Raw genomic sequence first — 15,277 nt, 5'->3', positions numbered from 1 at the left:
GAAATTTAACACTATGTTTTACATTTAACAGTACCAAATCATACAAAATTGTATGGTTTATTGTTGTGATAATAAGGGTAATTCAATATTAAATACAGCGCCTTTTTGATGCTCAAGCAATTGGATTTCGCCGCGGTGCACTTTACAAATGGCTTTAACAATGCTCAATCCTAACCCATTGCCCGGTTTCGAACGGCTAATATCGGCGCGATAGAATTTATCAAACACATGGGATCTATCCTGTACTGAAATACCTGGGCCATTGTCACCTACTTGCAATAATGCACCGTCAATATGGTTTTGCAGTCTGATCCAAACCTGTGCATCCTGGCTGCTATATTCCAATGCATTTTCTAATAAATTACATACTAATTGATTGATAAGGTCTTCATCTGCAAGACAAAATACGTCATCTACAATGGAGATCTCAAGGTTGCGGCCAGTATCAATAAAGACTGGTTCATAGCTTTGGGCTAAATCAAGAATTGTTGATGATAAGTTGAGTTCTACAAAGCCATTTTTATGCTTTCCAGATTCAATGGCATTGAGGCGAACTAAATTATTGAAAGTGGCAATAACCGTGTGTAAATCTGATGATGCTTTATCTAAATGAGTCTCAAGCATATCGGGGTTGGTGATATCCTGCTGCATACATTGGAGTCTATTTGCCACGCGTGTTAACGGCGTCTTTAAGTCATGTGCAATACCAACAGACATGGTTTTCATGGTGGTGTGAAGATCTGAAATGTCATCTAACATGGCATTTAAAGAAATGACTAACGCATTTAATTCATCAGGTGTGTTGTCACAGTCAATGCGTTCTGAATCGGGAGATTCAGCGACCTTTGAAAGCGCGTTTTTTATACGAACAATACGTACGGCATATTGCTGTGTTATAGAAAATATGATGAATAGTATCGGTAACCAGCTGAGTGCAGTGAACCATATATTGATACTTATGAGCGTATTTCGAGTATCTATGTAATGATGCGTCAGTGGTTGAAGTATGGCTAGGCTATAACGTTCATCAAGCGTAAAGTGTATGTATAATGCGCTTATAGGCTCATCAAGTGTTGAATCATATTTTTGCCATATAGCTTCATCAACAGGGGTTATTGTTAACTCAGTGCTACCTAGCAGCAAAGTATTCTTGTCGTAAAGTGAAAATAGTAACCCTTCTTCATCTAGTCGTTCATCGCTCTCATGCTTATGCCAAATTGGGCGGTGGGATAGCTCATATTCATCGAGTAAAGCGTTTAAGCCGTCCTCGTTGTAGAGGTGAGTCACTTCGCTTTGCATTTCTATAAACTCGTCTGTTTGCTGCGTTTTTATTTGTTGCAATAGGAGATAGCTGATCGCAATGAGCATGCTACAAACGAGCACCCACGCAGTGAGTGTTATTTTCAATACTTTGCCAACCCAGTGGTAGTTTTTCATATGTGTCATGATCAATCTGATATTATATAGCCACTGCCGCGCACTGTTTTAATGAGCTCAGTAGTAAAAGGTTTGTCTATTTTATTGCGTAGTCTACTTACATGGGTTTGTACGAGACTGGTTTTGGGGTCAAAACTGAACCCCCACACTTGTTCAAGTAGCATGGTTTTTGTGACTAATTGCTTAGGATTGAGCATGAGGTACTCTAAAATTTGATATTCTTTGGGCATTAAGTCAATGTGTGTATCCGCACGCTTTACTTGTCTGGTGGTGCGCTCTAACGTTAGATCAGCAACGACTAATTCAAGTGCCTTAGGTGTCAACGGTTGACGGCGGGTAAGGGCTTTTAAGCGTGCGTAAAGCTCAGAAAACGCGAATGGTTTCACAAGGTAATCATCTGCGCCAGCATTTAGCCCGGCGACTCGGTCTGATGTTTCACTGAGCGCCGTCAGCATAATAATAGGCGTCACTATTTTACTCTGCCTAAGAATACGTACCGCATCCAAGCCATCCATACTCGGTAGCAAACGGTCAAAAATAATTACGTCGAATGGGTGTGTAGATGCACTCAGCAAAGCCTGTTCGGCATTATCACAGTGAGTGGCTGAATCGCCACTTTGTTCTAATCCGCGTGCGATAAATTGGGCGGTGTCTAAGTCATCTTCAACAATTAATACTTTCATTCAATATACCAGTGTCAGTCTAACGGCAACGTCTATGACTAAAGCATATCGTAAATTAGCGTAAGGATCAGATACAATTTTGTAAGGAAAGCGTGCCACATAAAGTGGCACGAGAAAATAAGATGATTAAAACTGAGTGTTATTTATGAGCCAGTGGGCTTTTGTAGCCATCGGGTTTTAAGGCCAATACATCACAATCGAGACTATCAATAACATGTTCTGCGGTATTTCCTACCAGCGCAGCACTTAATCCCGTACGCCCAACGGTACCGATAACGACAAGTTCTGAGCCTTTCTCACTGGCAACGTAGGGAATAACATCTTCTGGTAACCCTTCTTTAACTTCGCACTCTGAACGCGCAATGTTGAATGAATCTGCTAAGGAAAATGTCTCATCTTCATGATGCTTTTTAACTGCTTCATTGTATTGTGAAGGGTTGAACTCAGGGATCTCTATTGCAATATTGACAGGGGTAGCGGGGTAGGTGTTAACGAGGCTCAGTTGGGCATTGGCAAGTTGGCAAATAAATTGTGCATCACTAATAATACGTTTATTCAATGCTTGATGTTGTTCGTTATCACTGACGGCATTAACAGCCGCTAATATATGGCCTTCTTCTGGCCATTCATGATCTTTAACAAGCAGCACAGGGCTTGGACATTTTCGTATTAAATGCCAGTCAGTTGGCGTGAAAATAACCGACTTTAAAGTATCGTGTTGGTGGGTGCTTTTTATCACTATATCGTACCCGTCATCAATCACGGTGTTAATAATGGCTTCATAAGGGCGGTTATGCCACAACACTAAGCTATGTACATCAATATTTTCAATACTAGAGAGCAAATCATTGATCCACGCTTCTCTGTCTTTGATGACGGCGGCACGCATTGCTTCACGTTCATCTTTTGAGAGCATTGTGGTCATTTCATATGAGAAATCATATATCGACAAGAAGGCGGTGATCTGTGCCCCTGTTTTCTTTGCTAATGAAAGAGCACGTTGCAAACTATTTTGCTGTGCTTTGGTTGGATCGATAACGGCAAGAATGCGTTTTATTTTATCCATTATGAACTCCTTAACATACTTTATCAGCTAAACCAGTTACGTTAAGTGTAACTGATTTAGCGTAAGGTGAAAGTCGTTATTGAGAATTCATTGCCCTAGATCAAACCGCTATCGCTGCTGTTTTAGCTAATTCAGGGATATTTAAGATAGTAATAAACTTACCTTCAACTTTAATGAGATTGGCTTTTTGGAAGCGGCTCAATAAACGGCTAATGGTTTCAACAGTTAGTCCCAAATAGTTACCAATTTCTCCTCGAGTCATGGTAAAGCGGAATTCTTTACGTGAAAAGCCTCGCTCACCAAACCGGTTTGACAAATTATATATAAACGTAGCGAGTCGTTCTTCAGCCGTTTTTTTGTTCAGCAGTAATAGCATTTCTTGATCATAGTTAATTTCGTTACTCATTAAGCGCATGATCTGCTGGCGCAATTTAGGTAGCTTACCGGCGAGTTCGTCCAGTGTATCAAATGGGATCTCACACACCATTGACGTTTCTAGTGCTTGAGCAAAACTTTGGTGCTGCATTTTGTTGATGGCATCAAATCCAACTAAATCACCCGCTAGGTGGAAGCCAGTTATTTGCTCATCACCTTGTTCTGATAGTGTATAAGATTTAAAAGACCCAGAGCGTACAGCGAATATGGCATTCAGCTTCGCGCCAGATTCAAACAAATAATCGCCTTTATGTAATGGTTTCTTACGCTCGATAATTTCATCTAGTTTATCCATTTCACTGCCATTTAAGGTAAATGGTAAACATAGTTGGCTGATACTACAGTCATTACAACTGATGGTGCATTGACTTTTCGAACGTTGTTGATTATTTAAATCCATAATAAATCCATTAAAATATGACGCTGAGACTAGGTTAATGTACTAATCTATCGGATGCAATGATTAGTAGATAGATTCCATACCAGATAAAAATACTACCTAGCGCCCACCTAATAAGCGTGTGGTTTAAAAAGCGGCTAAGCTGTTGTGCCGATTGTCCAACAATGAGCATCGAAGGCAAAGTACCCAGTGCAAAGCTCAACATAATGGCACTGCCATACCATGGAGTAGGAGCTTGCAAAGTCCATGTGAGTGCTGAATATACCAGTCCACAAGGTAGCCAACCCCATAGCATGCCGTAGAGTAACGTTTTAGAGTATGTATTAATAGGGAGTAAATGTTTGTTCAGTTTCACCAAGTGCTGCCAAAGAACGGTTTTTCCAGCTTGTTCTAGCCACTTTAATGAACTGGCGAGGCGCATAACATAAAGCCCAACCAATATCATGAATACGCCACTGAATATCTTTAAACTTAGAGCAAATTCGGTGTTTTGTTTTGCAAATGAGTTCCCTAATGACGCCACTAACGCACCGGCTACCATATAACTTGTCGCTCGGCCTAAGTTGTAAGTAAGCCCGACGCTAATAGGTTTGAGTGTTGAATTAGCCATTTGTAGGCTTGAAGCAATACCACCGCACATCACAATACAGTGGCCACTGCCAACTAATCCCATAATAAACGCACCAAATAAACTAATCTCTGTCATTGGCATTTTGATGCTGTTCTTTGTCATCTTCAAACAAAATGCTGTGACCTTGTTTATTTAAGTCAGAAAATTGTTCACTTTTAACTGCCCAAAAGAAGATACCAATGGCAATAATGACAAATAAAATAGCGATGGGAATTAAAATGTAAATGATGCTCATAGCTTTAATAACCTCAATGAATTACCTATCACAATAATTGAGCTGGCCGACATACCGATGACCGCGACCCATGGTGGGACCATACCAAGAGCAGCCAGTGGCAAGATTGAACCGTTATATAACAAGGAAATGGTCAAATTTTGCTTCACGATACGACGGGTTTGCAGTGCAATTTTTTGCAACTGCAAAATGGCATTTAGATCACTCTTTAACAATACCACATCGGCGGTATTTTTTGATATGTCTGCGCCGGTTTCCATCGCGATAGAAAGGTGTGCACTGTTAAACACTGGGCTATCGTTGACGCCATCGCCAACCATCGCCACAATTTCGCCTTTGTTAGACCAAGCATCAACGGCAAGCTGTTTGTCTTTTGGTGAGCAGCTACTTTGCTGTGAGTCAAGGTTCAGGGTATCAGTAAGTTTCGCACCTGCATCAGAGCTGTCTCCGGTTAACAAGTGACAACTTAAGCCATTGTGTTGCAGCTGAGCGATGACATCTTTGGCATTATTTCTTACCTTGTCATTGAAATAAAAGTCAGCAATGGCTTGTTCATCTATATATAAAGTTGCTTGCGCATTGGAACGCTGCTGTTGGTGCCAGCCGCTTTTTCCTATTGCCAGTGTTTGCTCGCCCAATGACGCGCTGATCCCTTTCCCGGTATGTACTTCAACATTTTTGAGATCATGATGGGTGTTTAAGTGCTCATTGAATGCGGCTGCAATAGGGTGTTCTGAGTACTTTTCTAAGCTGGCGGCTAAGGAAAGTATGTCTTGCTCTTTATATAAGTCAGAATATAACACGACTTTCGCTATAGAGAACTTCCCTTCAGTCAAAGTACCCGTTTTATCAAACGCCACACGTGTGAGCTTTGTGAGTGTTTCTAGCACATGGGCTTCTTTTATTAATACACCTTTTTTGGTTAGCGTGGCGACAGCGCAAGTTAATGCAGTTGGAATTGCTAAACTCAGTGCACATGGGCAAGTAGCAACCAATACTGAAATGGTGATCCAAAAAGCTTGTTCCGGTGCAATAGGGTACCAGCCAATCGCGGTAATTGAGGCAAAAACCAGTAAACAAGCGACGAACCATTGTGCTACTTTGTCTGTGACTTCAACCAGTTTAGGTCGTTTAGATAGGGCCGAATGTTGCAGTTTAATAATTTGGTTGAGTAGGGTGTTTTGCCCCACTTTATTGATTTTTATGCTAACGACGCCATCGTGATTCACAGTACCGGCAAACACTTGTTGACCAATATGTTTTTTTACGGGCAGGTGCTCACCGGTCATCATAGATTCATCGACGGTGGTGGTGCCATCAATGATGATGCCATCGGCTGCAATGGTTTCGCCGGCTTTGATTAATACTTGGTCATTCAATTTTAGATTTTTTGCAGCGACTACAGACTCGTCACCTTTTTCATCCAGCTTTCGTGCTGTGAGTGGTAATAGTTTTTGCAAATTAGCGGTAAATTCACTGGCTTTTAAGCGCGCTCTAAATTCGAGATATTTACCCAATAAAAGTAAGAAGGTAAACATACAAATAGACTCGAAATACACTTCACCTACTTCCATAACAGTGGCATAACAACTCGCTGCATAGGCGCCAAAAATGGCCAGAGAAACGGGTAAGTCCATGTTGAGTTGTTTAGCTCTGAGACCTTTGATTGCATTGGTTAAAAACGGCAAAGCGGAATACAAAATAACAGGAGAGGCCAGTATCAGGCTGATCCAGCGAAAATACTGTTCAAAATCTTCTTCCATTCCAGAGAACATGCCAAAGTACATGGCAAATGCAAACATCATGACTTGCATCGTCATTAAGCCTGCCACGCCTAAACGACGAATGTAGGCTTTGGCCGTCGCTTGTTTTTGGCTTGCTTCTTCATCTGCTTGGAATGGGTAGGCTTTATAGCCGATATGCATTAGTGCTTGAATAATATCACTGAGTAAAGTTTGTTCTTTATCCCACAAGATCATGGCGCGATGAGTTGATGTATTTACATCGACGCGGTTGACACCTTTTAGTGCCAATAACTGCTTTTCTATCAACCATGCGCATGCAGCACAGCTGATCCCTTCAACACTGAGCAACACTTCTGACAGATCACCACTGTCAGAGACAAAATCAGATTGGATATCTTGATTGTCGTAGCTTTTAATCAGAGTGAGTTGTTCAGGGATTAACTCATCGACCTTACCGGCACTTTCGGTGCGGAATTTATAATAATCACTCATACCTTGAGCGACGATGGTTTCAGCAACCGCTTGGCAGCCAATACAGCACACTGGGTGCTGTTGACCGTCAAATGATACAAGCGCGCTAAATCCTTTAGGCACGGGTTCTAAGCAATGGAAACACGCTTTTGACATGATAACTACTTATATTCAGGAGAAATTTTTATAATGGTATCGCTAGGTAGTTGTAAGTTTTCTTTGAGTTTCCAACTGCCATCCATGGGTTCAAGGAAAACCGTATAGGCCCCTTGTTCTATGGTGTCTAAAACAGCAGTAAATTCACCGTTGGCATTGGCAAGTAAGTTGGTACTGAAGTCGTATTTTTTGATTGTTCGGTGATAAAACGACGCTTTTAATGCATTTACCTTGCTGGCATCACCTTTGGTAAAATGAAACTTGATGGTGTCAGCTGTGACTTCTAAATCTCCGTGTAAATAGAGCGCTTTTGCTTTGTCGAATTTGGTAAGCTCAAGGTTAATTGCTTTCCCTTTTTTGTAGTAGTCATCAACGACCATATCAGGGCCATTACCAACAGCAAAAACCACTAATCCAATACAGGCAATGATGGTAACAACAGGAAAGAACATTAAAAACCAAGGCCAAAAGTTTTTATACCACGGGGTAGGATTCATAACGACTCAAAGACTTAAAAAGTGTGCAGGTATTTTATCTCATTTGCAGTGAAAAACCTAAAAAAAAGCCTCCAAATGGAGGCTTTTTTGATCTCGATTAACTCGTTATAATTTATTGATTATTTTGCGATAAGCTATAAACATAAGCGGTTAATAAGTGAACTTTATCTTCACCTAAGATCTCTTTCCATGCTGGCATTACACCGGCACGACCATGGTTAAGCGTTTCTTCAACTGCGCGCTTAGAGCCACCATATAACCAAACATTGTCTGTGAGGTTAGGCGCACCAAATGGCAGGTTATGGGCAACAGAGCCTTTACCGTCCATACCGTGACACGCAGCACACATTGCGAACTTAGCTTTACCTGCATCAGCGTCTTTTTGGTTTACTTTACGACCTGAAAGGCTCAGCACGAATGCAGTCATTTCTTCAACGCCTTGTTCACCAAGTGCATCTTTCCAACCCGGCATTGCTGCAACACGACCGTTAAGCAGTGTTTCTTTGATTTGGTCCGGCTTGCCGCCGTATAACCAATCATTGTCGGTTAGGTTAGGAAAGCCCATTCCACCGCGAGCATCAGAACCGTGACATTGTGCACAGTTTTGTGCAAACAAACGCTGGCCAATCTCAAGTGCTTTTTCGTCTTTAGCCAATGTTACAACATCTTGCTTTGCAAATGCTTCAAAGATAGGACCAAAACGTTCTTGGGCATACTCAACTTCTTTGTCTAGCTGTACCCAATGGCCATTTTCTTGAGCGGCTAAAACTGCCGCCTTAGATTCTTCCATTGATTTAACGCCCTGGTTTGAGCTAGTCCAATTAAGCAAACCTGCGAAATTTCCAAGACCAGGGTAGGCTGCAAGGTAATAAACAGACCAAACAAAGGTTGCGAAGAACATGTAGGTCCACCATTTAGGGAGTGGGTTGTTCAGTTCTTCAATACCATCAAACTCGTGACCACAGCTTTCACCTTCTTCAACACCTGCATAGTTTTTCAGGTTCCAAAGTAGTAGGCCTAAGATCAGAGCAAGACACGCAAGGGTTAATACAATTACCCAAATACTCCAAAAGCTAGTCATTTTTCAGACTCCTTTTCCTCGTTAGAGATTGTGCTGTCGTGCTTTTTCTCGTCTTCGAAAATCGCATTTGCCGCGCTGTCGAATCGATTTTTTGAGCGTTTACTGTATGCCCAGCCAACAATCACAATAAATAGTACCAAAATTATCAGAGTCAAAATGCCTCTGTATGTGCCGTAATCCATAATAATTACTTCAAATGTGTGCCAAGTTGCTGAAGGTATGCAATTAGGGCTTGCATTTCGGTTGCACCAGTGCCGTTATTCATAGAATCGACTTTAGCGATTTGAGCTAATAGCTCATTATCATCGCCGTAACCTTTTCCATCATACTTGGGTGATGCTTTATCAATACCAAAATTGTCACGGAAGATTTGCAGCTTCTTAAGGGTAAGAGAGGTATCTACCTTTGTGCCGTCTAACCATGGATAACCTGGCATATTTGATTCTGGAACTACTGAACGAGGATCCATCAAATGGGCATAATGCCAATCATCAGAATAGCGTTCGCCAACACGTGCTAAGTCAGGACCAGTACGCTTAGAGCCCCACTGGAATGGGTGATCCCATACTGATTCACCAGCAACTGAGTAGTGACCATAACGTTCAACTTCATCACGAAACGGGCGGATCATTTGCGAGTGACAGTTATAACACCCTTCACGCACATAAATATCACGACCTTCCATTTCTAATGCCGTTAATGGGCGTAGGCCATCAACAGGTTTCGTTGTGTCTTCTTGGAACATAAGTGGCGTAATTTCTACCAGTGCACCAAAGCTAATCGCAAAAACAGTCAGTATGGCCATTAGGCCGACGTTCTTTTCTACGATTTCATGTTTGTTGGCTGAATTTTTATTGCTCATATTCTACACCCCTTAAGCCATTTTTGTGTGTGCATCAGTAGCAAGGGTGCCACTTTTAGCACTCACTGTGCGGAACACGTTGTATGCCATAACCAGCATACCAATTACGATGAATACACCGCCAAGGAATCGCATTATGTAGAACGGTTTCGACGCTTCAAGTGATTGTACAAAGCTATACATCAATGTACCGTCAGCATTTACCGCACGCCACATAAGGCCTTGCATTACACCTGAGATCCACATTGCAACGATGTATAAAACAACACCAACAGTGTGTAGCCAGAAGTGGGTGTTAACAAGCTTAACGCTGAACATGTTACCGTGACCAAATAGTGCAGGGATCAAGTGATAAATAGCCCCGATAGAGATCATAGCAACCCAACCAAGGGCACCTGAATGTACGTGACCAACAGTCCAATCAGTGTAGTGAGATAATGCGTTCACTGATTTAATAGCCATCATTGGACCTTCAAACGTCGACATACCGTAAAACGATAGAGAGACAACTAAGAAGCGCAATACCGGATCGGTACGAAGTTTATGCCATGCTCCTGAAAGTGTCATAATACCGTTGATCATCCCGCCCCATGAAGGTACGAATAAGATAACAGACATTACCATTCCTAAAGACTGCGTCCAGTCTGGAAGCGCGGTGTAATGAAGGTGGTGAGGGCCAGCCCAAATGTAAAGAGAAACCAATGCCCAGAAGTGAACAACTGACAAACGGTAAGAATATACAGGACGGCCTGCTTGTTTTGGTACGAAGTAGTACATCATACCTAGGAAACCAGCAGTTAATAAGAAGCCTACCGCGTTATGACCATACCACCACTGCACCATGGCATCGACGGCGCCGGCATAAATTGAGTATGATTTAGTTAACGATACAGGCACAGCCATACTGTTCACGATGTGAAGTACAGCAACCGTAATAATGAAACCAGCGTAGAACCAGTTAGCTACGTAGATATGAGACACTTTACGCTTGATCAATGTACCAAAGAAAACAACCGCATAAGTGATCCAAACAACCGCAATTGCGATATCAATTGGCCACTCTAGCTCAGCATATTCTTTTGACGATGTAATACCAAGAGGAAGCGTAATAGCTGCCGAGACAATGATTGCTTGCCAACCCCAAAAGGTAAACGAAGCGAGTTTGTCGGAGAAAAGTCGCGTTTGACATGTACGTTGCACAACATAATAAGACGTTGCGAAAAGTGCACTAGTACCAAATGCGAATATGACTGCGTTCGTGTGTAACGGACGAAGTCGTGAGTATGTTAACCATGGTGTATCAAAGTTCAATGCTGGCCAAGCGAGTTGGGCAGCAATTAGAACACCAACACCCATGCCAACGATGCCCCAAATCACTGTCATGATAGCGAATTGGCGTACAACTTTATAATTGTACTCAGTTTGTGATGCTACTGTCTGGCTCATTTTCTGGATTCCGCTGCAATTAATGCGATTAGAAATGAATTACCTGTATAAACAGGCCCTGCTTTATATTTCAACAAGCTTGATTAAAAATGAAATTGTTTGACAATTACATTTCAAACCAACCTGAGAAACCCTTATTTTTGCAAGGAAATAATAATTTTTTTGCAAAAAAAAAGATACCTCAAACGCATAAAATTATGACATCAATCAAATTTTGGCCCATTCTTTGTTCAGTTATTCATCATTGTAGCGCAATAATAAAATCTGCATTACTATGCATCAGTTTTTATCGTCTAAATTAGGATAAATAATGCTCAAATTGTGGTTTTGCGTACTTGCCGTGTTGAGTTTTGTGAGCGCATGCTCTGACCCTACAGCTATTATACATGAAAGTTCAGAAAAAAGTGAAAGCTTAAGTAAAATAGAAAACTGTATAAGACAATCGCCTTGCTTGCATAGTAATGAGGTACGACTTTGGTATTCATCAAACGTGATAAAAGGTGAAGAAGAGGTTGGCGTGACGCTAGAGTTACCGCAAGGCAACACTATTGACTCCGCTTTTTTAGCCGGGGAAGACATGAACATGGGCTATATTCCAGTTTTCTTTGAACAGCAAGAGAATGGTGTGTTTTATGCAACAACCATGGTTGGGCTATGCACTACGCGATTGATGCAGTGGAAGTTAACCATTAAAATAGTCAATAGTAAAAAACAGGAACAGTCATTGGCTTTTCCTTTATATGTGATTTTGTAGTCGTAAGAGAGAGAAAATGAATAAGGGCCATGTAATAGAGCATATTAAATTTGCGTTAGAGGCAAAATTGGCACAAGCAAAACAGGCGGCCGATAGTGCACATCAAGATGCAACCCATGAGCAAAGTGCTGCCGAGACCCAGTATGACTCGTTAAGCATTGAGTCTGGCTATTTAGCCCATGGTCAAAGTGAGCGGGTGAATGATATTCATAAATCTATTGCCCTTTTTACCCATAGCTTTAACCAAGACACTGAAATACGCGCTAAAGAGGGTAGTCTTGTTCAGCTTATTGATATGAATAACGTTATGCACTGGTTTTATTTAGGCCCATCCGAAGGCGGGTTAAAAGTGACTGTTCAGCAACAAGATATATTAGTTATTACACATGCTTCACCAATAGGGCAGGCGTTATTCACGAAACAACTCGGCGATGAGGTTGTATTAACGGTAGGCGAGTGCACCAAGTATTTTGAAGTGGATACTATATTATAGTTAAAAATACAAAGAGTGTAACTTACGGGTACCAATAGATACCAAGTTATTAAACCATTTCAAACATGCGTTATGTGGGAAAGGACGGGTTCAAATAATAATAACTTCCTCAATGTCGAAACGCTTATTTTCCTGTTTGCTCATCTGATGAGGGGGAGAGCTTGGTTTTTAGCTCTTTTGAGAACGAATTGAGCATTACACATCTTGATCATAATTCTGACAAGAGCCTAGATTAAATTTTCATATTGACCTTTGCTGAATACTACACTGGTTTGTTTTTAATTAAATGCAACCAACCATGTAAGTTAATGTGATGGCCTCTCAATAAAGCATACAACTTTGATAGAAATAAGTTTCACGAACTTTTCTTCATTGCGATATACCGGATTGTGTGGGAAATATGTTGGAATGAGGCGCAATTTCTTCACTTTGAGTAAGTAAAAACCACGATATACCCAGCTTTATTGAGTTGTTAGCTTATTCATTAAAGGCGTGATATTACATAAAGCCTAAAAATATCAAATAAATAATTCACTTTTATACTAATGAAAAACGCAAAGCGGGCGATATACGTTTTAGGTAAAGGAATAGTTAGCAAAGTCCACTCTTATTACATGCATCGGTTTACCTATACGGTACCATCGTTTGGTATTTCACAATGTAGTGTTTTGGGAGTTCAGTTTATTTACCTGTCTTACGATAACTCTTGAAGGAATGCATTATGTTAAACCGTGTGCTCAACAGGCTCAATAATCATGTTTTATTTGGCCTAAACTTAAAACAAATAAACTACTCAATTTTTCATATTCTTTTTGCGATGTTTTTGATTGTCACAAGCATCCAAGTACAGGCATCTAAAGTAAATAGTCAATCAAGATTGGTTGGTCAGGTTAATAGTAGCGTTAGCGCACTATCTGATGGTGGCTATGTTGTTGCTTGGTATGGTACAACGCAAACAAACACCCCGTTTACACAAACACACATTTTTGCCCAGCGGTACCATGCAGATGGTTCGTTTGCGGGTAGTGAAATCCAAGTTAGTACACAGTCGTTGAATTATAGCGAAGGAGTACATACCGTTGCAGTAAAAGGACTTGATAATGGCAACTTTGTTATAACTTGGAATGCAGATAAAAGTATCATGGCTAAGTTATTTAATATCAGTGGTAATGCTATTGGAAGTGAGTTTTTGGTAAAAAGTGTATCGTCCGATTATCATCTTAACCCTAAAGCATTTGACCTTGGTCAAGGGAAGTTTATGATTACTTGGGGAGAAGGTGGTAAAACCTACACACAACGTTATCATGCGAATGGCACTGTCAATAATTTTGTCGAGCACAACAATGAGATACATTCATTTTTCAATATTTATGGTTTAGATACATTGACACAAGATCGATATGTTTTAACTTGGTGGCAAGGTAATCAAATCTACAATCAAATATTTTCTGAAGCTGGCTCAGCAATTACCAACATTCAACAGTTCTCACCTCAAAATATAACGCCTGATTTTCAAACGATATCAGTAAGTGGCTTGAATGATGGAGGTTTTGTCGTTGCTTGGGGATATTTCGGACAAAAAGCAGCTGGTGGTGAAAGCTCGGATATATTTGTACAACGCTTTAATACTCAAGGGGTGACAATAGGCAATGAATACCAGCTAACGGCCCCCTTTGTTGGAGCCAACCATTTTGACCCAGTAATAAAAAGCTTAGACGATGGGGGGTATGTAATTGCATGGGAAAGTTATGGATCTGAAAATACAATGTCGTACCGTCAATTTGATGCAAACAACTTAGCTGTTGATGCAATTCAGAGTATAAGAAAGTATTCAGATGCGACTCAGTACTATGGCCCGATGATTGATGTTTTACCTGGTAATCGTTTGCTTGTGAGTTATCACAATAACGATTTCCCATTAAATGATGCCTATGCCCAACAGTTTCAACTCGGTTATTCAAATTTAGTTTCACTCTCATCATTGCCACAATCTATATTAGTAGGTGAAGAATATAGCTTTGATATTTTAGTTGCAGGATCAAATATATATGGCGCTGATGTCCGTTTGACGAACTCAACGGCTGGAAAAATAAAAATTACGGCAGGCAGCTATGGCAACGTTTTTCCGTCGGAGAAAAGAATTGGGTTACCTGAAGTTGTTACTGATAATGAGTGGAGCGGTGCGCTTAGCTTGATTCATCCAGCTCCAGCGATTACGGGACAAGGTGTTTTTGCTACTGTTTCAATGAAAGCTGAACAAGCAGGGGCTGTTACGTTAAATTTAACTGCAGAATTAGCAAATAACGCAGGCCAGATGTTGCTGAGCACAAGTACACCTTGGAGTTTCACCATAGAGGAAGCGCAATTAGTAACCGGCAATGTATCAGCCCTTGGGTTTTCTGGGGATTACAGTCAAACCAGAGTGTTTGTAAATGGTATACCTGTAGAAATTAGTGCTGATGGCACATTTTCAGTGAATTTAGCGTCGGGCGAAGTGGTAATAAGAGTGGAATCTGATGGTTATTTACCAGCAGAAAAGTCTATAACGGTGAATGCAGGTGAGCCAAGTTTAGATTTAGGCAATATATCATTGGTCGCTGGTGACAGTAATGCAAATGGACAAATTGACATCGCCGATTTAACCCTATTGCTCGGTGCATATCGCAGCACTTTAGAAGGCGGCGCGCCGTATACACCTAAAGCAGACTTTAACCGTGATACTAAAATAAACGTTCAGGATCTCACATTGTTAGGCAATCATTATGGTAAATCAGGTGTGCAAACGTGGTGATAAGTGCTAGTGAAAGTATATTTTAACCATACTAAATCTTGATTATGTGGCCGCTCTGCGTTTGAGCGGCTGGTACTAACATTGGAGAAAATAT

15 protein-coding genes are annotated in these 15,277 nt (G+C 41.0%); 3 read left to right on the top strand and 12 right to left on the bottom strand.

Going from position 1 to position 15,277, the window contains the following annotated elements; genetic code table 11:
• Positions 1 to 57: 57 nt before the first annotated feature.
• From PAUR_RS11005 to ccoN, 12 genes are all read right to left on the bottom strand, one after another.
• Positions 58 to 1,446 (bottom strand): sensor histidine kinase, encoded by a 1,389-nt coding sequence (locus PAUR_RS11005; protein WP_192507800.1) that lies wholly within the window; start codon positions 1,444 to 1,446, stop codon positions 58 to 60.
• Between the two features lie 2 nt (positions 1,447 to 1,448).
• Entirely contained in the window at positions 1,449 to 2,120 is a 672-nt protein-coding gene (locus PAUR_RS11000) for a response regulator transcription factor (protein WP_192507799.1), read from the bottom strand.
• Between the two features lie 139 nt (positions 2,121 to 2,259).
• Positions 2,260 to 3,186 carry a universal stress protein UspE gene (uspE, locus tag PAUR_RS10995; protein WP_192507798.1) on the bottom strand — a complete coding sequence of 309 codons (927 nt, stop codon included), beginning with the start codon at positions 3,184 to 3,186 and terminating at the stop codon, positions 2,260 to 2,262.
• A 100-nt stretch (positions 3,187 to 3,286) separates the two neighbouring features.
• The gene (locus PAUR_RS10990; RefSeq protein WP_192507797.1) at positions 3,287 to 4,021 is read right to left on the bottom strand and encodes an FNR family transcription factor; all 735 of its coding nucleotides are present in this window, start codon (positions 4,019 to 4,021) and stop codon (positions 3,287 to 3,289) included.
• 34 nt (positions 4,022 to 4,055) lie between these two features.
• Entirely contained in the window at positions 4,056 to 4,727 is a 672-nt protein-coding gene (locus tag PAUR_RS10985) for a sulfite exporter TauE/SafE family protein (protein ID WP_192508559.1), read from the bottom strand.
• Positions 4,714 to 4,887, bottom strand: coding sequence for a cbb3-type cytochrome oxidase assembly protein CcoS (gene ccoS, locus PAUR_RS10980; RefSeq protein ID WP_192507796.1), 174 nt, complete (start codon positions 4,885 to 4,887; stop codon positions 4,714 to 4,716). The genes PAUR_RS10985 and ccoS overlap by 14 nt, the downstream gene beginning before the upstream one ends.
• Positions 4,884 to 7,259, bottom strand: coding sequence for a heavy metal translocating P-type ATPase (locus PAUR_RS10975; RefSeq protein WP_192507795.1), 2,376 nt, complete (start codon positions 7,257 to 7,259; stop codon positions 4,884 to 4,886). The genes ccoS and PAUR_RS10975 overlap by 4 nt, the downstream gene beginning before the upstream one ends.
• Before the next feature lie 5 nt (positions 7,260 to 7,264).
• A complete protein-coding gene (locus PAUR_RS10970; RefSeq protein ID WP_192507794.1) occupies positions 7,265 to 7,756 on the bottom strand; it encodes a FixH family protein in 492 nt (163 codons plus the stop codon).
• A gap of 112 nt (positions 7,757 to 7,868) precedes the next feature.
• On the bottom strand, positions 7,869 to 8,837 hold the full coding sequence (ccoP, locus tag PAUR_RS10965; RefSeq protein ID WP_192507793.1) for a cytochrome-c oxidase, cbb3-type subunit III: 969 nt from the start codon (positions 8,835 to 8,837) through the stop codon (positions 7,869 to 7,871).
• Positions 8,834 to 9,019 carry a CcoQ/FixQ family Cbb3-type cytochrome c oxidase assembly chaperone gene (locus PAUR_RS10960; protein ID WP_010362722.1) on the bottom strand — a complete coding sequence of 62 codons (186 nt, stop codon included), beginning with the start codon at positions 9,017 to 9,019 and terminating at the stop codon, positions 8,834 to 8,836. The genes ccoP and PAUR_RS10960 overlap by 4 nt, the downstream gene beginning before the upstream one ends.
• A 5-nt stretch (positions 9,020 to 9,024) precedes the next feature.
• Positions 9,025 to 9,699: a cytochrome-c oxidase, cbb3-type subunit II gene (gene ccoO, locus PAUR_RS10955; RefSeq protein WP_192507792.1), complete on the bottom strand. Its 675-nt coding sequence runs from the start codon at positions 9,697 to 9,699 to the stop codon at positions 9,025 to 9,027.
• A 12-nt stretch (positions 9,700 to 9,711) separates the two neighbouring features.
• Positions 9,712 to 11,145 carry a cytochrome-c oxidase, cbb3-type subunit I gene (gene ccoN, locus PAUR_RS10950; protein WP_192507791.1) on the bottom strand — a complete coding sequence of 478 codons (1,434 nt, stop codon included), beginning with the start codon at positions 11,143 to 11,145 and terminating at the stop codon, positions 9,712 to 9,714.
• Between the two features lie 310 nt (positions 11,146 to 11,455).
• Here ccoN and PAUR_RS10945 point away from each other — a divergent pair, with 310 nt between their 5' ends.
• The 3 genes from PAUR_RS10945 to PAUR_RS10935 all read left to right on the top strand — a co-directional run bounded on the left by PAUR_RS10945 (position 11,456) and on the right by PAUR_RS10935 (position 15,183).
• Positions 11,456 to 11,899, top strand: coding sequence for a hypothetical protein (locus tag PAUR_RS10945; protein ID WP_192507790.1), 444 nt, complete (start codon positions 11,456 to 11,458; stop codon positions 11,897 to 11,899).
• Between the two features lie 16 nt (positions 11,900 to 11,915).
• Positions 11,916 to 12,392 carry a transcription elongation factor GreAB gene (locus tag PAUR_RS10940; RefSeq protein WP_192507789.1) on the top strand — a complete coding sequence of 159 codons (477 nt, stop codon included), beginning with the start codon at positions 11,916 to 11,918 and terminating at the stop codon, positions 12,390 to 12,392.
• 721 nt (positions 12,393 to 13,113) lie between these two features.
• The gene (locus tag PAUR_RS10935; RefSeq protein WP_192507788.1) at positions 13,114 to 15,183 is read left to right on the top strand and encodes a hypothetical protein; all 2,070 of its coding nucleotides are present in this window, start codon (positions 13,114 to 13,116) and stop codon (positions 15,181 to 15,183) included.
• The last annotated feature ends 94 nt before the right edge of the window (positions 15,184 to 15,277 follow it).

It is taken from the genome of Pseudoalteromonas aurantia 208, from assembly GCF_014858725.1.
Lineage (GTDB): Bacteria > Pseudomonadota > Gammaproteobacteria > Enterobacterales > Alteromonadaceae > Pseudoalteromonas > Pseudoalteromonas aurantia.
This window is presented reverse-complemented; position numbering and strand designations above follow the sequence as displayed.